This is a genomic window from Morganella sp. EGD-HP17 (genome assembly GCF_000512315.2).
In the GTDB taxonomy this organism is placed as follows: Bacteria; Pseudomonadota; Gammaproteobacteria; order Enterobacterales; family Enterobacteriaceae; genus Morganella; species Morganella morganii.
Genome location: NZ_AZRH01000010.1, coordinates 23,509 through 40,690 on the forward strand (window position 1 = coordinate 23,509; position 17,182 = coordinate 40,690).

Genomic DNA, 17,182 nt, shown 5'->3' on the forward strand with positions numbered 1-17,182 from the left:
TGAGGAGACCCCAATGGCAAATCCGTTATACCTGCGCGATATCATCTCGATTAACGATCTCAGTCGTGATGAGCTGGAACTGGTATTAAACACTGCCGCGGCGCTGAAACAACGCCCTCAGCCTGAATTACTGAAGCAAAAGGTGATCGCCAGCTGCTTCTTCGAGGCCTCAACCCGCACGCGGCTCTCTTTTGAAACCGCCATTCAGCGCCTGGGCGCGTCTGTTGTCGGTTTTTCAGACAGCAGCAACACCTCGCTGGGCAAAAAAGGCGAAACCCTGGCGGACACCATGAGCGTGATCAGTCAGTACGCGGATGCCATCGTGATGCGCCACCCGCAGGAAGGGGCAGCGCGACTGGTGTCTGAGTTTTCCGGTAAGGTGCCGGTGATCAACGCCGGTGACGGTGCGAACCAGCATCCGACACAAACCCTGCTCGACCTGTTTACCATTCAGGAAACCCAGGGTCGCCTGGAAAACCTGCATATCGCCATGGTCGGTGACCTGAAATACGGCCGCACTGTACATTCACTGTCACAGGCACTGTCAAAATTCAGCGGCAACCACCTGCATTTTATTGCCCCGCAGGCACTGGCAATGCCGAATCACATTCTGCATATGCTGGATGAAAACGGCGTGGCGTACAGCGAACATCATTCTATTGATGAGGTACTTCCGCAGCTGGATGTGCTGTATATGACCCGCGTGCAGAAAGAGCGCCTCGACCCGTCGGAATACGCCAATGTCAAAGCTCAGTTTGTGCTGCGTGCGGCTGATCTGGCCAATGTGAAGACGAACCTGAAAGTGCTGCATCCGCTGCCGCGCATCGATGAGATAACCCCGGATGTGGATAAAACGCCTTACGCGTACTACTTCCAGCAGGCCGGTAACGGGATCTTTGCCCGTCAGGCACTGTTATCTCTGGTGTTAAACGAAACTTTCCCGGCTTAAGGAGCACATCATGACTCAGGATCATAAATTACTGGTTGAAGCCATCAAATGCGGCACCGTTATCGACCATATCCCGGCAAATGTGGGATTTAAACTGCTCTCCTTTTTCCGCCTGACTGAGACGGACAGCCGTATTACTATCGGGCTGAACCTGCCTTCCAACAATATGGGCCGTAAAGATTTGATTAAACTGGAAGATACCTTCCTGACACCGGAGCAGGCCAACCAGCTCGGTTTTTATGCTCCTAAAGCCACAATTAATATTATCGAAGATTATCAGGTGGTTAAAAAACTGCCGATTAACCTGCCGGAACGCATTGAAGGGGTGATTGTCTGCCCGAACGGCAACTGCATCAGTCACAATGAGCCGGTGGAAAGCAGCTTTACTGTTAAGTCCATTGCACAGGAAATTGTGTTAATCTGTAAGTACTGTGAGAAAGAATTTGATCACTACGCAATCATTAATAACCAATAAGATAGATCCAGGTCAGTTGTCCGGGAAAATCAGACGATTATAATGATGGCGTTTTTAAAAGCTTAACAGCAATAATCATCCTACAGGAGTCCGTAATGACTAAAGTAATCGCAACAGAAAACGCACCAGCAGCAATCGGCCCATACGTACAGGCAGTAGACCTGGGTAACATGGTAATGACTTCAGGTCAGATCCCTGTTGATCCGAAAACCGGTGCAGTTGCTGACGATGTTAAAGCTCAGGCACGCCAGTCACTGAACAACATCAAAGCTATCATCGAACAGGCTGGTCTGAAAGTTACGGATATCGTGAAAACAACTGTTTTCGTTAAAGATCTGAACGACTTTGCTACTGTGAACGCAGAATACGCTGCTTTCTTTGATGAGCACAAAGCAGTATACCCTGCACGTTCTTGCGTTGAAGTTGCGCGTCTGCCAAAAGACGTTAAATTAGAAATCGAAGCAATCGCAGTCCGTAAATAATCACTGCGCTTTCTGAGAACGATAATGAAAACCCTGCCAGGTGCGGGGTTTTTTTATACCCGTAAATTTTCCAGAAGCTGATCAAAAGAGACTCTGACCTTTTCATAAGTGGCCTGCGGATCATCACTGTGCACAATCCACATCGCACATTCATACAGCCCGCCATTAATAAACAGTGCCAGCACATCCGGTGCCACCTGTTTTATCCATCCGGTTTCCATCAGGTGTGTCAGACGCCGGGTGATCCCCTGCACACAGGCCAGTTCGTGAGATTTGAGAATGGAAAAATCCAGTACCGAGGCCGCATCACGGAACATAATCCGCTGAACTTCCGGCTCCAGACTCATTGCCAGATAGCCCTGGCAGCGGAATTTAAAAGCGGACCACTCATCAGCTTCATCTTTTTCTGCGGTATCCAGGCGCACATCGAGTTCACGATCCAGATCCTGCAGCACCGCCAGAAACAGCCCTTTTTTATCACCAAAGTGATGATACAGCGCCCCCCGGGTGAGGCCCGCCTGAGCCGTCAGATCATCCATCACCGTCGCGGCGTACCCGGCCTTACCAAACTGCTGGCGTGCAGCACGGATAAGCTTGGTCCGCGTTTCTTCTATCATCTCTGCACGTGGCTTGTGGCTCATTTCATTACTCCTGCGGTCAGCTCTTTCAGCCGGGGATTATAGCACTTTTTTATTGACATACATCGCGTATGTCAATAGATTCACATACGCAATGTATGTTAATTGCATTACAGCCGGCTATCTCCGGCAGTTAAAAATTATATCCGCCTGTAATATAACGGATATCTGTGAGGTTGTTATGTTCAGCTCTTATCGCGTCATCTTTCAGCATCCCGGCACCAAAGCCTTTTCAGGGGCGGGATTTATCGCGCGGATGACCGTCTCCATGATGGGGATTGGGATCATTACCATGATTGCCCAATTGCGTGATTCTTTCTTTATGGCCGGGGTAACTGCGGCTGTTTATACCTTTTCGGCGGCATTCTGCGCCCCGCTGATCGCCCGGCTGGTGGATCGCTACGGACAGAGCCGGATCCTGCCGAAAACGCTGGTGATCAGTGCTCCCGCGACTGCCGCCCTGCTGTTATGTACGGTTTATGATGCTCCTGACTGGGCAATCTGGCTGTCTGCTGTTTTTGTCGGGGCGATCCCGAGCATGCCTGCCATGATCCGCTCCCGCTGGACACATATCTATAAAGGTGACCCGCGTTTACAGACCGCTTACTCCTTTGAGTCGGTGCTGGATGAAATCAGCTTTATTATCGGGCCGCCGCTGTCAGTCACGCTCTGTATCGCCCTGTTCCCGCAGGCCGGTCCGCTGGCGGCAATTATTTTTCTGATAATCGGTACCGCGCTGGTGGTCTGTCAGAAACGGACTGAACCGCCGGTGCATAAACGCGACGGGCTGGCAAAAGGCACCGTGCTGCGCCTGCCTGCGATTCAGCTGCTGATGGTGGTTCTGCTTGCGCTCGGGGTGATTGTCGGAACAGTGGATGTGCTGGCTGTCGCTTTCGCCAATGCACAGGGATATCCGGAGGGTGCCAGCTACGTTCTGTCCGTGTATGCCGCCGGTTCCTGTATCGCCGGGTTTATCTTCGGTGCTGTCCGGCTGCCGTTCAGCTACACAAAACAGTTCGTCTTTACCGCCGCCGCCACACTGCTGACCACTCTGCCGCTGCTGCTGGTCACCAACCTGACCGGGCTGGGGCTGACCATGTTTGTCGCCGGTTTCTTCTTCTCGCCGACCATGATCCTTGCTATCGGCTTTGTCGAGCGTGAAGCACCACCTAATATGCTGACAGAAGGCTTTACCTGGCTCATCACCGGGCTGGCGGTCGGTGTGGCACTCGGCTCTGCCGGAGTCGGTATGATCATTGATACTTACGGCATTGATGCCGGGTTCCTGCTGGCTATCGCTGCGGGGATCTGCGTACTGCTCACCGCCTGTATCGGTTATGTTTTCGTCTTCAAAGATGATAAAAACAGCGCTGATAAGTGACAGAAATAACTTTTAATATAATTTTCAGCAATCAAACCGCACATTTTTACACTTAACCGGAGTGTGCGGTTTGCCTGATGTCGCCAGAATTCTTTGACTTAAATCAATTTCAATCGCCTTATTCCGGAGGAAATCTATATCTAGTGCTATATAATACAAAGGACACTAGATATAGTATTTATTCACAGTGTTATCCACAACGCCATGAAGCCGCATTATGACAGGTTTTGCCCTGTGGATAACCAAACTGCCGGAGAGAAGCAAAGTGCACACTATCGTGATTAAGCGTGATGGATGTCAGGTTAATTTTGATGAATCACGCATCCGGGATGCCATTAAAAGAGCCGCCAAAGCCGCACGTGTTAATGATGATGACTACTGCTCTCAGGTTGCCTCCCGGGTAGCCTCCCTGCTGGGTGACCGGAAAAAGGTCGATATCGGTGAGATCCAGGACGCCGTTGAAAACCAGTTAATGTCCGGAGATTACAAAGAGTTAGCCAGAACCTACATCGAATACCGTCATGACCGTGACGTGGCGCGTGAATTACGCGGCCGCCTGAATAACGAGATCCGCGGGCTGGTTGAACAGAGTGATATGTCCATTCTCAACGAGAATGCCAATAAAGACAGCAAGGTGATCCCGACACAGCGTGACCTGCTGGCGGGTATCGTTGCCAAACACTACGCAAAACAGCATATTTTACCGCGTGATGTTGTAATTTCGCACGAACGCGGCGAAATTCACTATCACGATCTGGACTACGCGCCGTTCTTCCCGATGTTTAACTGTATGCTGATCGATTTAAAAGGCATGCTGACTCATGGCTTTAAAATGGGTAACGCTGAGATAGAACAGCCTAAGTCCATCTCTACCGCGACGGCGGTAACAGCACAGATTATTGCCCAGGTGGCCAGCCATATTTACGGCGGCACCACCATTAACCGTATCGACGAAATTCTCGCACCGTTTGTCACGGCCAGCTATAACAAACATCTGAAAACTGCAAAAGAGTGGCAGATCCCGGATGCGGAAGGTTATGCCAACGCCCGCACAGAAAAAGAGTGTTACGACGCCTTCCAATCGCTGGAATATGAAGTCAATACACTGCACACCGCCAACGGGCAGACGCCGTTTGTCACCTTCGGCTTCGGGCTGGGCACCTCAAAAGAATCCCGCATGATCCAGCAGGCAATTTTACGTAACCGCATCGCCGGTCTGGGTAAAAACCACAAAACAGCGGTATTCCCGAAACTGGTTTTCGCCATTAAAAAAGGCCTGAACCACCAGTACGGCGATCCGAACTATGACATCAAACAGTTAGCGTTAGAATGCGCCAGCAAGCGGATGTATCCGGATATCCTGAACTACGATCAGGTGGTGAAAGTAACCGGCTCCTTTAAAACCCCGATGGGCTGCCGCAGCTTCCTCGGTGTCTATGAAGAGAACGGTGAAATGATCCACGACGGGCGTAACAACCTCGGGGTTATCAGTCTGAACCTGCCACGCATTGCCATTGAATCACAGGGCAGTGAAGCGGATTTCTGGTCACTGCTGGATGAGCGTCTGGTGCTTGCCAAAAAAGCCCTGATGACCCGTATCGCACGGCTGGAAAATGTCAAAGCCCGTGTCGCGCCGATCCTGTATATGGAAGGTGCCTGCGGCGTGCGTCTGAAAGCGGATGATTCCGTCACCGAAATCTTTAAAAACGGCCGCGCCTCGATTTCACTGGGTTACATCGGCATCCATGAAACTATCAATGCCCTGACCGGCACTGAAACGCACATGTATGACGACGAACAGCGCCGCGCCCTCGGTGTCGCCATCGTGGAACGTCTGCGTCGTGCAACAGACGAGTGGAAAAATGAAACCGGCTACGGTTTCAGCCTCTACAGCACCCCGAGTGAAAACCTGTGTGACCGTTTCTGCCGCCTGGATACCGCCGAATTCGGGATTATCCCGGGTGTGACTGACAAAGGTTACTACACCAACAGCTTCCACCTGGATGTGGAGAAGAAGGTCAATCCGTACGATAAACTGGATTTCGAAGCACCGTATCCGCCACTGGCGAACGGCGGTTTTATCTGCTACGGCGAATACCCGAACCTCCAACACAACCTGAAAGCACTGGAAGATGTCTGGGATTACAGCTACGACCGAGTTCCGTACTACGGAACCAACACGCCGATTGATGAGTGTTATGAATGCGGGTTTGCCGGTGAATTTAACTGTACCAGCAAAGGCTTTGTCTGCCCGAAATGCGGCAACCACGATGCTTCCCGCGTCTCTGTTATCCGCCGTGTATGCGGTTACCTCGGCAGCCCGGATGCCCGTCCGTTTAACGCCGGTAAGCAGGAAGAAGTGAAGCGCCGCGTTAAACACCTGAATAACGGCCAACTGGGGTAATGCAGTGAATTATCATCAGTACTATCCCGTTGACGTGGTCAACGGGCCGGGTACACGCTGCACCCTGTTTGTCTCCGGTTGTGTGCATCAGTGCCGCGGCTGCTATAACCAGAGCACCTGGCGCACTGATTCCGGTGTGCCGTACACCCGGGAACTGGAAGATATGATTATCGCCGACCTCTGTGATACCCGCGTAAAACGTCAGGGGATCACACTGTCCGGTGGTGATCCGCTGCATCCGCACAATGTGCCGGAGATTCTGGCACTGGTGCAGCGCATCCGCCGCGAGTGCCCGCCGGAAAAAGATATCTGGATGTGGACAGGTTATAAACTGGATGAACTGAATGATGCCCAGCGGGAAGTCATTGAGCATATCAATGTGTTAGTCGACGGGAAATTTGTACAGGATCTGCATGACCCGATGCTGATCTGGCGCGGCAGCAGTAACCAGGTCATTCACTATCTGCGCTGACACCCGCGCTGAACCGCGACCAGTGCAGTTTCTTTCCGAACCCCAGCGTATTATTCACCATCTTTATCTCATCCAGCCGCAACCCCCGCAACGGGGTTTTGGCAGCAATAGCTACCGGAAAGCGTCGGCAGTAAACGGCTCTCGCCTGCTTTTCCTCTTCCGCTGACAATGTCGTAATCTCTCCTCTGAACTGGATCCCGCGGATTTTTGCCACGGTCACCGTCTGTGCGGAAATGGTTCCCGCCACCAGCGGATTCTGCTGCATCAGCGTACCGTGCCGGGTATGCGGTTCAGTGAGGAAATAAAGCATCATTGCGCCGGTGTCCGCGACATAAAAGCAGGAAGCGCACCACAGGTCATCTCCGGCGGTGGCACACAGCGTAAAGACATGATTTTTCTTCAGATAAGACAGGATTGAATCGTGCGGTAATTCCATACAGTACCCCCAATAAAACCACACCGGCTGACAGAGTATATCATCCGGTGCTGGTTCAGACAGTCCCGTCAGACGGGCTGTATTGTATGACAAATCTCAGGGATTATTTATAGAGTTCTGCTGTACCGCCCATCAGGTTTTCACCACCTGCAGAGGTGATACGGAAAGAAGTTGCACCAGCTTCATCAGCTTTTTTGGATAAGGCAGCGGTCACATCAGCCAGGGTATCAACATCGCTGACAGAGACAACACCGACCGGAGCCTGAGTGCTGTGCTGAACTTCAGTTGCAGCAAAAGAACCAAATGAAACAGCACTTAACGCTAAAACAGCAGGGATGATTGCAGAAATTTTCATAATTTTATTCCTCAGAATATCGTTAGTATCATGAGACATTTTTGTCTCTCTTTGTGATGTGAGTCATACTATGCGCTTTCCGGCGGAAAGAAAATTAGCTATTTTTGCCATACTTATTCAATTATTTTGATGATAAAAATTTTAATTAATCACCGGGAAGAACTATCATGTGAAATACTACTGATTAATTAGTTACTTGCGTGACTATTACCCGACTAAAATCAACAAAATATTCGCCTTTCATACAAACATAAAAAGGCACGATTAAGCAAAAATGACGATAGCATCAGACAAAAATACGTGGTTCCTTTACATAATCAGGACAGAATCCGGATATCTTTACACAGGGATCACCCGTGATGTCGCACTGCGCGTTGCGACACATCAGTCCGGAAAGGGTGCGAAATATCTGCGGGGGAAAACAGGGTTGCAAGTGGTATATCAGGCCGCTCTGGCGGATCGTTCAATCGCGTCAAAAGAAGAATACCGGGTCAAGCAACTGACAAAACAGAAAAAAGAAAGGCTGGTCAGTGACCAGCCCTCCGATTTGACGACATACCTTAACGGTGGTGATTATTCACAGCTGTCAAAATGATGTGAGAAATTAACCAGCCCGTGATAACGGTCTGCGGCATCATTTTCCAGCGGATAGATCAGGAAATACGGTGCGGTATCCGGCCATTTGCAGTGCAGATCAAACTCTGCTGCCGGTTTAAATCCCCACTTACCGTAGATCTCAGGATCGCCCAGCACCACAACCGCGCCGTAACCGAACTCATTGAGGCTGTCCAGCCCCTCATAAACCATCTGCTTCGCAATGCCCTGACCACGGTAAGCCTCTGCCACCGCAAGCGGTGCCAGTCCGACCCACTGACAATCCTCGCCTTCCACATCCACGGGCGTGAAACCGGCGTAACCGACCACCTGACCTTCATCATCAGTGGCAACCACACCCAGGGTCAGCAGACCGTCTTCCCGCAGTGCATGCAGAAGATCGGCTTCGTTGTCACGCCCGAATGCGCTGCGCAGCAGTGCATCGATACCGGCGGCATCAACCGGAATTTCTGTGCGGATCAGCATGAGGTCACCACTGCCTGCGATTTATCCCCGTCTTCCGCCAGCCCGGCCTGAATAAACTCAGCCAGCTGCATTAATGCGCTGCGCAGCAGCGGCGGCATACCGTCGAGGTCAATCGAGTCCATCAGGTTTTTGACATACAGACCCAGCTCGGTATCCCCTTCAATACGCAGACGGCGCTGGAAGAACAGGGTATCCGGGTCCTCTTTGCGGGCCGCGATCAGCACCAGATCATTAGCATTACCGCTGAAGCTGACATCCTCCTGTTCATCCGCACTGACCACCAGACGGCCGTCACGGTTACTGATATACCAGTGAAGCGCCAGGTCACGGACTTCCACCTTCAGCCATTTATTTTCCAGAAAATCGAGATCGCCTTCTGTCAGCGCCTCTTCAAACTGACGCGCCAGAACCTGCTGAAGAACCTGTTTTTGCAGGGTAAACGGCGTTAATTTCAGCGGGAACCGCAATAACGCCGGCCCGTTGTGTACGAGCGAGGAACGAATTTTGGCAAACACCGTACTGACTCCTTAATCTGAATTACTGCGCCATTGTGCCAGAATCTGCAGAAATAACTCAGGATTCCGGTCAATTTTTCGTGTCATTGTTTCTATTATATACCCGATTTTCTTCCTGCCGCAGAGAACATCCCGCTTTTATATCCGCAAACCGGGTGATTTTTTGCGGTAAATGTTCACTAACCTGCCTCAGGTCAATACCTTTTTTAGCCTGCCATTTACAATTTCCGATCATTTTTATTATTCAGTCTGAGAGTCTCACCATGGAACTATTGTGTCCTGCCGGTAATTTACCCGCACTGAAAGCCGCCATTGATAATGGCGCAGATGCGGTTTATATCGGCCTGAAAGATGATACTAATGCCCGTCACTTCGCCGGTCTGAATTTTACTGAAAAGAAACTCGCCGAGGCGGTGGATTATGTTCACAGCCACCGGCGTCACCTGCATATCGCGATTAATACCTTTGCCCATCCGGATGGTTTCAGCCGCTGGCAGCGGGCGGTGGATATGGCCGCACAACTGGGGGCGGATGCCCTGATCCTCGCGGATATCGCCATGCTGGAATATGCTGCGGAGCGTTATCCGCACATTGAGCGTCATGTCTCTGTGCAGGCATCCGCCACCAATACCGAAGCTATCCGTTTCTATCAGCGCAACTTTGATGTGCACCGTATCGTACTGCCCCGTGTACTCTCTATCCATCAGGTAAAACAGCTGGCACGCACCAGCCCGGTGCCGCTGGAAGTCTTTGCTTTCGGCAGCCTGTGCATCATGGCGGAAGGCCGCTGCTACCTCTCCTCCTACCTGACCGGGGAATCCCCGAATACCGTCGGTGCCTGCTCTCCGGCACGGTTTGTCCGCTGGCAGGAGACCCCGCAGGGGCTGGAATCACGCCTGAATGATGTGCTGATTGACCGCTACGGCGCAGATGAGAACGCCGGTTACCCGACACTCTGCAAAGGCCGTTACTGCGTGGACAGCAAGCCTTACCATGCCCTGGAAGAGCCGACCAGCCTTAATACCCTGGAACTGCTGCCGGAACTGATGGCGGCGAATATCGCCTCAGTGAAAATTGAAGGCCGCCAGCGCAGCCCGGCCTATGTGACTGATGTGGCGAAAGTATGGCGTCAGGCCATCGACCGCTGCAAAGCCGATCCGGACAACTATGCGCCGGATGCCGCGTGGATGCAGACCCTCGGCGGCATGTCAGAAGGACGCCAGACCACACTCGGTGCCTATCACCGCAAATGGCAGTAACGGAGAGAAAAACGATGCAATTTTCATTAGGTTCAGTCCTCTATTACTGGCCGAAAGCAACACTGGAACAGTTTTATCAGCAGGCAATGCAAAGCAGTGCGGATATTATCTATCTCGGCGAAACCGTGTGCAGCAAACGCCGGGAAATGAAACCGGATGACTGGATAAATCTCGCTAAAACAGTTGCCGGAAGCGGCAAGCAGGTGGTTATCTCCACGCTGGCACTGTTACAGGCCCCGTCCGAGCTGAAAGAGATCGCCAAACTGGTGGATAACGGCGAATTTATGATCGAAGCTCATGATTTCGGCGTGATTAATATGCTGCACGAGCGCGGGCTGCCGTTTGTCGCCGGACACGGCCTGAACTGTTATAACGCCCCGGCGCTGAAAATTCTGCAAAAACAGGGGATGACACGCTGGTGCATGCCGGTGGAGCTGTCCCGTGACTGGCTGGTGAACCTGCTGAAGCAATGTGAAGAGCTGGGGATCCGCGACAAATTTGAAGTGGAAGTGATGAGCTACGGCCATCTGCCGCTGGCCTACTCCGCCCGCTGCTTCACCGCCCGTTCGGAAAACCGCGCCAAAGATGACTGCGAAACCTGCTGCATCAACTATCCGCAGGGGCGCAAAGTACTCTCGCAGGAAAATCAGCAGGTCTTTGTCCTTAACGGGATCCAGACACAGAGCGGTTACTGCTATAACCTCGGCAATGATCTGTGTTCCATGCAGGGACTGGTGGATATCGTGCGGATCTCCCCGGATGCACCGGACGATCTGGCGGTCATCGACCATTTCCGTCAGAATGAAACCGGCGCACAGCCGCTCGATCTGGCACAGGCACAAAACTGCAATGGCTACTGGCGTAAAGTGGCGGGCCTGGAACTGGTGGAATAACGGAAGGAAATAACCATGACTGATGTTTATGCCCGTTTAAAAGCACTGAATATTGAACTGCCGCCGGTCGTTGTACCGGATGCAAAATTTCAGCCGTATGTGATTTTTGATAACACCATTACCCTCTCCGGCCATTTATCCAAAACCGGAGAGCAGTTAAATACCGGTAAGTTCGGGGCGGATCTGACCATTGAACAGGGTGAGAAAATTGCCCGTCAGCTGGCTGTTAATCTGCTCGGTACACTGCAGGGCGCGGTTGGTGATCTGAATAAGATTAAAAAGATCATCAACCTGAACTGCATGATTAACGGTACACAGGATTTTACCGATCCTCACGTGGTAGCGAATGCCTGCTCACAGGTTTTCCATGATGTTTTTGGTGAGAAAGGCTATCACAGCCGCAATGCACTCACTGTGGCACAACTGCCGTTCGGCGCCTGTATGGAAATATCGCTGATCGCGGGTATTGAGTAACAGAACAGTACGGGCGCGATATCTGCGCGCCCGCTTTTACCGGCGTTATGCCTCACGTTGCGTACCCTGATCCTCTTTTCCCACAAAAACCGTGAGAACGGGATTTCCTTTATTTAACGGGCTCTTTTTTTCCGCCGGAATAACCGTCGCAGGGAATGCGTAATACGCCGTAATTCCCCGTCACGCAACATACCGATAAAGACCCCGAGAAGCGTATAAATAATCCCGAGCACCAGCATCATAATAATATCGTTCTGCACGCTGCTGAACGGTAAATCCATCTGGTTGATCCCGGCAATCGCTTTGGTCGCCCAGGTCGACGGCAATGCGGAAGCAATAAATCGTACCCAGTCCGGCATAGCCTGTAACGGCCAGATAGTACCTGACATATAAAAGACCGGAGTGGTGACAAAAGCCAGTGTCAGGTAAATCATCTCCACACTGCGCAGACATTCGGTAACAAGTTTGCCCAGTCCCAGTACTCCCAGCAGGAACGGGAATGTCAGCAGCCATAGTTCATACATCGGCGCTTCCTGGCGGTATCCCAGCACCCACGGCCACAGGGCAAAGAAGACCGTCGAGAGAAACAGCCAGATAGGCAGCAGTGCACTCAGCGCCCCCAGATACACCGCCAGCGGCGGTTTACCTTTCGGCGTGCTGCGCACCGCGATACTGACACGGACACAGGCTATCAGCAGGGAGTGCTGTAATAACATGACCAGCAGACCAGGGAATACAATCGCCGCAAAGCTGACACCCGGGTTATACATGGCCACCGTTTCTGACTGTATCGGTGAAATAATCAGTGACGCCTGTTCCGGTGTATAGCCCGCATCCTGCAAAATACGGGTGTTATAGCCCCCCAGCAACTCCTGGTATGCCTTACTCAGTTCCTGCTGGATCTGCCCGCTGGCAAGACGGTTCGTCGCATCCCCGAATACCGGGACAGTGATATTTTTCCCCTGGAGAATATTTCGCTCAAAATCAGTCGGAATAATAATGATGGCGAATAACTCGCGCATAATCATATCGCGCCGTGCCGTCTCCAGGTTGTCATAACCGTGCAGCTCCACTTTGGCGGTTGCATCCAGCTGCCGGATCAGTGAGCGGCTGGCTGCGGAGTGATCCTGGTCAATCACGGCGACAGGCAGATCCCACAAGACCGGCCGGACATACACCAGGCTCATCACACACAGTGAAACCACCAGCAGCATCCACATCGGTTTTGCCAGCATTCCCAGCAGGACTTTCAGGAACGTCTGGAAATAGAGTTTCATACCGCACCTCCCTGCAATGCCAGCCGCTTCGGTAACCGGTTACGGACAAAAAAGGCATTAGCCACCGGATAAATCAGCAATAATGCGCAGACATACAGAATATGCAGCAGCGACACTTCACGCAGGAAGATATCAAACATCGCATTGAGTGCGTGAGTCAGCGGCTCAAGGTTAGAGATAATCCTGGCTGGCAGGATCATCGACAGCTCCGGCACCGCCATGCCGGAAAACGCCATGGCGATACTGACCAGCATACCAATCATACTGTAAGCCATCAGCGCATTGCTGGTGAATGTGTAAAGCAGCAGGCCGATACTCTGTGCCGCCATGACATAAAAGAAGCCGATAAACAGCATATACAGCGGGTTACCTGCCACCTTGGCGCCGGAAAACGTCACCAGGGCAGCCAGTTCCACCATCAGCAGAGCGGTAAAAAACAGGGTATACGGTGCCAGTTTCCCCAGAACACCACTGAACAGCGGTTTAAGCGTCAGCAGCATGGTACCGCGCGACATACTGTAAATAGTCAGCGTGACAACAAATAACTGAAGCATATGGATGGTGGCGGCAAACTGCTGATAATAAATATAACTGCCGCTGGCATTGAACAGGCTGTCGTATGACATCGTCACCTGTGCCAGTTTCGGCAGCGTCTTGCCCGTTTCTGACGCGAGGACAGTGCGGTACTGTGCATTCAGTTCTGCTATCAGCCCGCTGAAATCCTGAATCGCATAGCTGCCGGAGGCATAAAATAACCCGTTGTAATACATCCGGACTGTCGGCTGCTTTCCGGCCAGCACATCACTTTCAAAACGTTTCGGGATCATCAGGATCGCGTAATCTTCCGCACTGCCCATCTGCTCCAGTGCTGCCGAAGGATCATCCCGCGGCGTGATACTGGCGTGTGAAGCAGCGTTCAGATTGCGCACCAGCGTCCGCGAGAGCGGACTGTGGTCATAATCCACCGCAGAGACCGGCAGATTCAGCAGTGTTCCCTCTGAAAAGTTCGCGCTGATCAGTGTGAATAAGATCAGCGGAAATAACCAGCTCAGCCAGTGGAACACCGGGCTGCGGATAGCCATCCGGGTTTCCTGTGTGAAGGCGTGGCGAAAGCTGTACCAGATAACCGGTATTCTCATCGTGACACCTTACTTATCCCGGCGCCACAGTGCACTCATGCCGGGTCTTAACCCGTCCACAGGTTGTGCCGGATAGAGACGCACCTCAAAGGTTTTCAGATCAAAATCCCCGGTGGCACGGGTGGCGCGTTTGGTGGCGTAATCCCCCATCGGGGCGATATAGCGGACTTCTGCCTCAATTTCCTGATTTTTCAGTGCCGGTACCGTCAGGGTGATTTTGTCGCCTTTTTTCACATCCGCGAGAATATCCTCACGCAGGTTATAGACAAAATACGCTTCCGGCAGGCGGATAATCGTCACCAGCGGGCTGCCTGCATTAAACAGTTCCCCGATTTCAGCCGGAACCGGCCCGATCTCCCCGGTCACCGGCGCGGTAACTGTCAGTTCATCCTGCTGGACTTTTAATTCCGCCAGTTTCTGTTCTGCCTGGCGAAGTGCCGCTTCGTAACGCTGACGCTGCTCGGTGCGGTCGCCGTTTTTCGCCTGGTCGAGCTGAGCTTTGGCGGCCAGTACACCCTGCTGCGCCACATCACGGGCACGGCGGGACTGATCAAGCTCGGTTTTTGACACATAACCTCTACCGGCCATGCTGCTCATGCGCTGAAAATCACGCTGTGCATTCGCCAGCTCAGCCTGAGACTTCGCCAGCTGTGCAGCATAGTTGCGCACGCTCTCTTCCCGCGTGCCGTTCAGGGACTCGGTTAACTGCGCCTGAGCCTGATCGCGGGCAGCCACCAACGAGGCGACCTGTGCTTCCAGCTCCGGGCTGGTCAGGCGAATCAGCGCCTGTCCCTGTTTAACGTCGTCACCGCGCTCAATCAGACGCTCAACAACACGTCCTTTGGCTTTCGAGGAGACAATAACCTCCGGTGCATCGACTTCACCCTGTAATAAAAGATACTGGTTGTGGGCACGAAAAAGTGCAGCCATCGCAATTAAGACCAGCATCAGCAGGATCAGATAGATTGTTCTTTTTTTCATTCTTGATTTCGGCCTTAACTATCACTTGTGAAACTATTCGAAATGGAATCATCCCGAATGAAATTGTTCTGGATAAAACGATGAAGAAAGGGGAAGGTTTCAGTATCACTGATTTCAGCTGAAACCGTTAAGATATTTGTGCGCCAGATCACAGCATAATACCTTCAATCTTAGCCTCACACACCTGTTACACAACTATTTTTAATATAAAATCTCAGATAGTTACAAATAATTCTCCTCCGGCAAGTGATCCGACAGAAAAATGTATGACTACAACCTGATTTTCCTGCTGCTTCAGCAGATGTGTGTGTACCTGGTTATCGCCTGGGTGCTCAGCAAAACGCCGCTGGTGCTGCCGGTTTTACAGGTGACTGTCCGCCTGCCGCACAAGCTGATGTGCTATCTGATTTTCTCCGTTTTCTGTGTCATGGGCACCTATTTCGGACTGAATATCAATGATTCCATCGCCAACACACGGGCTATCGGCTCCGTACTCGGCGGGTTGCTCGGCGGACCGTCTGTCGGGCTGCTGGTCGGTTTTACCGGCGGGCTGCACCGCTATTCTCTCGGCGGGATGACGGCGTTCAGTTGTATGGTGTCCACTATTGTCGAGGGGCTTATCGGCGGCCTGGTTCACCGCTACTATATGAAGCGCGGGCAGATCAACAAACTGTTTAATCCCTGGACAGCGGCCGGTGTGACCTTTGTTGCCGAACTGGCGCAGATGGCGATTATTCTGTTACTGGCACGGCCGTTTAATGAAGCGCTGAATCTGGTGAAAGATATTGCCGCACCGATGATTATCGCCAATACCATCGGTGCCGCTATGTTTATCCGTATCCTGCTGGACAGACGCGCTATCTTTGAAAAATACACCAGTGCCTTTTCCGCCCAGGCATTGAAACTGGCGATCAGTACAGACGGCGTGCTGCGCCAGGGATTTAACGAGACCAACAGCCGCCAGGTGGCACAGGTGCTGTATGATGAGCTGAATGTCGCCGCCGTGGCTATCACGGATACGGAAAAACTGCTGGCGTTTATCGGTGTCGGGGCGGATCACCATCTGCCGGGCACGCCGATTGCCTCGCGTTACTCCCGGCAGGCCATTGCCCATAATGAAGTGGTCTATGCCGACGGCAACGAAACACCGTACTGCTGTTCGATCAATCCGCACTGTAAACTCGGCTCTACGCTGGTTATCCCGCTGACCGGGGAGAATAAGCAGGTGGTCGGTACCATCAAGCTGTATGAGGTGAAGAACCGCCTGTTCAGCTCCATTAACCGCACGCTGGGAGAAGGGATTGCCAGCCTGTTGTCAGCTCAGATTCTGGCCGGGCAGTTTGAGCGAAGTAAGCAGTCACTACTGGAAACAGAGGTAAAATTGCTGCATGCCCAGGTGAATCCGCATTTCCTGTTTAATGCCCTCAATACCTTACAGGCCGTGATCCGCCGCGATGCGGAACAGGCGCGGCATCTGGTGCAGAATCTCTCCACCTTTTTCCGCAAAAACTTAAAACGGCCGGGGGAGATAGCCACTCTCGCGGCCGAAATTGAGCATGTGAATGCTTACTTACAGATTGAGAAAGCCCGCTTCCGTGAGCAGCTCAGTGTGGATATCGCCATTCCGGATGCGCTGAAACAAGCCAGTCTGCCGGTCTTTTCGTTACAGCCCATTGTGGAAAATGCGATAAAACATGGTACATCACAGATATTTGAGCAGGGAAAAATTACCATAAGCGCACGGGCGGAGGGCAATACGCTTGTCATCCTGATCACCGATAACGCCGGGCTGTATCAGCCGACCGGGATGAGTGACGGGCTCGGCATGGGGCTGGTCGATAAACGCATCAAAGTCCGCTATGGTAAACAATACGGCCTCAGTGTTCACTGCGAGCCGGAAGTAAAAACAACCATTATTCTGACCTTACCCTTCGACTCACCGGCAGGTGCGGCAGCACCGCCTGATAACTAA

The 17,182-nt window shown here is 52.1% G+C and carries 19 protein-coding genes; 11 read left to right on the forward strand and 8 right to left on the reverse strand.

Annotated features, from left to right (window positions below; all coding sequences use genetic code 11):
- The first annotated feature begins 13 nt into the window (after positions 1-13).
- From pyrB to ridA, 3 genes are all read left to right on the forward strand, one after another.
- Positions 14-949 (forward strand): aspartate carbamoyltransferase, encoded by a 936-nt coding sequence (gene pyrB, locus X965_RS11660; RefSeq protein WP_004234607.1) that lies wholly within the window; start codon positions 14-16, stop codon positions 947-949.
- A gap of 10 nt (positions 950-959) precedes the next feature.
- On the forward strand, positions 960-1,424 hold the full coding sequence (gene pyrI / locus X965_RS11665) for an aspartate carbamoyltransferase regulatory subunit (RefSeq protein WP_036418174.1): 465 nt from the start codon (positions 960-962) through the stop codon (positions 1,422-1,424).
- Between the two features lie 95 nt (positions 1,425-1,519).
- Positions 1,520-1,906: a 2-iminobutanoate/2-iminopropanoate deaminase gene (gene ridA / locus X965_RS11670; RefSeq protein ID WP_004234600.1), complete on the forward strand. Its 387-nt coding sequence runs from the start codon at positions 1,520-1,522 to the stop codon at positions 1,904-1,906.
- Between the two features lie 53 nt (positions 1,907-1,959).
- On the opposite strand, the gene X965_RS11675 is transcribed toward ridA, so the two are convergent.
- Positions 1,960-2,547: a TetR/AcrR family transcriptional regulator gene (locus X965_RS11675; protein ID WP_004241409.1), complete on the reverse strand. Its 588-nt coding sequence runs from the start codon at positions 2,545-2,547 to the stop codon at positions 1,960-1,962.
- A 178-nt stretch (positions 2,548-2,725) separates the two neighbouring features.
- Between X965_RS11675 and X965_RS11680 the strand changes: the two genes are divergently transcribed.
- The 3 genes from X965_RS11680 (at position 2,726) to nrdG (ending at position 6,801) form a co-directional block, all read left to right on the forward strand.
- Positions 2,726-3,925: an MFS transporter gene (locus tag X965_RS11680; protein ID WP_036418227.1), complete on the forward strand. Its 1,200-nt coding sequence runs from the start codon at positions 2,726-2,728 to the stop codon at positions 3,923-3,925.
- 217 nt (positions 3,926-4,142) lie between these two features.
- Positions 4,143-6,329, forward strand: a complete 2,187-nt coding sequence (gene nrdD, locus X965_RS11685) for an anaerobic ribonucleoside-triphosphate reductase (RefSeq protein ID WP_051997336.1) — start codon at positions 4,143-4,145, stop codon at positions 6,327-6,329.
- A gap of 4 nt (positions 6,330-6,333) precedes the next feature.
- Positions 6,334-6,801: an anaerobic ribonucleoside-triphosphate reductase-activating protein gene (nrdG, locus tag X965_RS11690; RefSeq protein WP_004241407.1), complete on the forward strand. Its 468-nt coding sequence runs from the start codon at positions 6,334-6,336 to the stop codon at positions 6,799-6,801.
- Here nrdG and X965_RS11695 read toward each other — a convergent pair.
- Together X965_RS11695 and X965_RS11700 are read right to left on the reverse strand one after the other, a co-directional pair.
- Entirely contained in the window at positions 6,782-7,237 is a 456-nt protein-coding gene (locus X965_RS11695; RefSeq protein WP_036418231.1) for a YhbP family protein, read from the reverse strand. The genes nrdG and X965_RS11695 overlap by 20 nt on opposite strands.
- A gap of 103 nt (positions 7,238-7,340) precedes the next feature.
- On the reverse strand, positions 7,341-7,592 hold the full coding sequence (locus X965_RS11700) for a YdgH/BhsA/McbA-like domain containing protein (protein WP_004241405.1): 252 nt from the start codon (positions 7,590-7,592) through the stop codon (positions 7,341-7,343).
- Positions 7,593-7,866: 274 nt separating this feature from the next.
- On the opposite strand from X965_RS11700, the gene X965_RS11705 reads away from it, so the two are divergent.
- Positions 7,867-8,187 (forward strand): GIY-YIG nuclease family protein, encoded by a 321-nt coding sequence (locus X965_RS11705; RefSeq protein WP_036418177.1) that lies wholly within the window; start codon positions 7,867-7,869, stop codon positions 8,185-8,187.
- Here X965_RS11705 and X965_RS11710 read toward each other — a convergent pair.
- Positions 8,166-8,672, reverse strand: coding sequence for a GNAT family N-acetyltransferase (locus X965_RS11710; RefSeq protein WP_004241403.1), 507 nt, complete (start codon positions 8,670-8,672; stop codon positions 8,166-8,168). The genes X965_RS11705 and X965_RS11710 overlap by 22 nt on opposite strands.
- On the reverse strand, positions 8,666-9,187 hold the full coding sequence (locus X965_RS11715; RefSeq protein WP_004241402.1) for an SCP2 domain-containing protein: 522 nt from the start codon (positions 9,185-9,187) through the stop codon (positions 8,666-8,668). Before X965_RS11715 ends, X965_RS11710 begins: the two co-directional genes overlap by 7 nt.
- A 263-nt stretch (positions 9,188-9,450) precedes the next feature.
- Here X965_RS11715 and X965_RS11720 point away from each other — a divergent pair, with 263 nt between their 5' ends.
- From X965_RS11720 to X965_RS11730, 3 genes are read left to right on the forward strand one after another with little or no spacing between them, the layout of a single operon-like run.
- The gene (locus tag X965_RS11720; RefSeq protein ID WP_004234583.1) at positions 9,451-10,446 is read left to right on the forward strand and encodes a peptidase U32 family protein; all 996 of its coding nucleotides are present in this window, start codon (positions 9,451-9,453) and stop codon (positions 10,444-10,446) included.
- Between the two features lie 14 nt (positions 10,447-10,460).
- Positions 10,461-11,339 (forward strand): U32 family peptidase, encoded by an 879-nt coding sequence (locus X965_RS11725; protein WP_036418179.1) that lies wholly within the window; start codon positions 10,461-10,463, stop codon positions 11,337-11,339.
- Between the two features lie 15 nt (positions 11,340-11,354).
- A complete protein-coding gene (locus X965_RS11730; RefSeq protein ID WP_032098189.1) occupies positions 11,355-11,813 on the forward strand; it encodes a RidA family protein in 459 nt (152 codons plus the stop codon).
- Between the two features lie 113 nt (positions 11,814-11,926).
- Here X965_RS11730 and X965_RS11735 read toward each other — a convergent pair whose 3' ends face one another.
- From X965_RS11735 to X965_RS11745, 3 genes are read right to left on the reverse strand one after another with little or no spacing between them, the layout of a single operon-like run.
- A complete protein-coding gene (locus tag X965_RS11735) occupies positions 11,927-13,090 on the reverse strand; it encodes an ABC transporter permease (protein WP_036418181.1) in 1,164 nt (387 codons plus the stop codon).
- Positions 13,087-14,229, reverse strand: coding sequence for an ABC transporter permease (locus tag X965_RS11740; protein WP_036418183.1), 1,143 nt, complete (start codon positions 14,227-14,229; stop codon positions 13,087-13,089). The genes X965_RS11735 and X965_RS11740 overlap by 4 nt, the downstream gene beginning before the upstream one ends.
- A 9-nt stretch (positions 14,230-14,238) precedes the next feature.
- Positions 14,239-15,210, reverse strand: a complete 972-nt coding sequence (locus X965_RS11745; RefSeq protein WP_004234576.1) for an HlyD family secretion protein — start codon at positions 15,208-15,210, stop codon at positions 14,239-14,241.
- Positions 15,211-15,472: 262 nt separating this feature from the next.
- On the opposite strand from X965_RS11745, the gene X965_RS11750 reads away from it, so the two are divergent.
- Positions 15,473-17,182: a sensor histidine kinase gene (locus tag X965_RS11750; protein WP_004241396.1), complete on the forward strand. Its 1,710-nt coding sequence runs from the start codon at positions 15,473-15,475 to the stop codon at positions 17,180-17,182.

Excerpts from the sequence above, each read along its gene's own strand:
- pyrB (WP_004234607.1), top strand. The coding sequence starts at position 14 with ATGGCAAATCCGTTATACCTGCGCGATATCATCTCGATTAACGATCTC.
- pyrI (WP_036418174.1), top strand. The coding sequence starts at position 960 with ATGACTCAGGATCATAAATTACTGGTTGAAGCCATCAAATGCGGCACC.
- ridA (WP_004234600.1), top strand. The coding sequence starts at position 1,520 with ATGACTAAAGTAATCGCAACAGAAAACGCACCAGCAGCAATCGGCCCA.
- X965_RS11675 (WP_004241409.1), bottom strand. The coding sequence starts at position 2,547 with ATGAGCCACAAGCCACGTGCAGAGATGATAGAAGAAACGCGGACCAAG.
- X965_RS11680 (WP_036418227.1), top strand. The coding sequence starts at position 2,726 with ATGTTCAGCTCTTATCGCGTCATCTTTCAGCATCCCGGCACCAAAGCC.
- nrdD (WP_051997336.1), top strand. The coding sequence starts at position 4,143 with ATGACAGGTTTTGCCCTGTGGATAACCAAACTGCCGGAGAGAAGCAAA.
- X965_RS11695 (WP_036418231.1), bottom strand. The coding sequence starts at position 7,237 with ATGGAATTACCGCACGATTCAATCCTGTCTTATCTGAAGAAAAATCAT.
- X965_RS11700 (WP_004241405.1), bottom strand. The coding sequence starts at position 7,592 with ATGAAAATTTCTGCAATCATCCCTGCTGTTTTAGCGTTAAGTGCTGTT.
- X965_RS11705 (WP_036418177.1), top strand. The coding sequence starts at position 7,867 with ATGACGATAGCATCAGACAAAAATACGTGGTTCCTTTACATAATCAGG.
- X965_RS11710 (WP_004241403.1), bottom strand. The coding sequence starts at position 8,672 with ATGCTGATCCGCACAGAAATTCCGGTTGATGCCGCCGGTATCGATGCA.
- X965_RS11720 (WP_004234583.1), top strand. The coding sequence starts at position 9,451 with ATGGAACTATTGTGTCCTGCCGGTAATTTACCCGCACTGAAAGCCGCC.
- X965_RS11725 (WP_036418179.1), top strand. The coding sequence starts at position 10,461 with ATGCAATTTTCATTAGGTTCAGTCCTCTATTACTGGCCGAAAGCAACA.
- X965_RS11730 (WP_032098189.1), top strand. The coding sequence starts at position 11,355 with ATGACTGATGTTTATGCCCGTTTAAAAGCACTGAATATTGAACTGCCG.
- X965_RS11735 (WP_036418181.1), bottom strand. The coding sequence starts at position 13,090 with ATGAAACTCTATTTCCAGACGTTCCTGAAAGTCCTGCTGGGAATGCTG.
- X965_RS11740 (WP_036418183.1), bottom strand. The coding sequence starts at position 14,229 with ATGAGAATACCGGTTATCTGGTACAGCTTTCGCCACGCCTTCACACAG.
- X965_RS11745 (WP_004234576.1), bottom strand. The coding sequence starts at position 15,210 with ATGAAAAAAAGAACAATCTATCTGATCCTGCTGATGCTGGTCTTAATT.
- X965_RS11750 (WP_004241396.1), top strand. The coding sequence starts at position 15,473 with ATGTATGACTACAACCTGATTTTCCTGCTGCTTCAGCAGATGTGTGTG.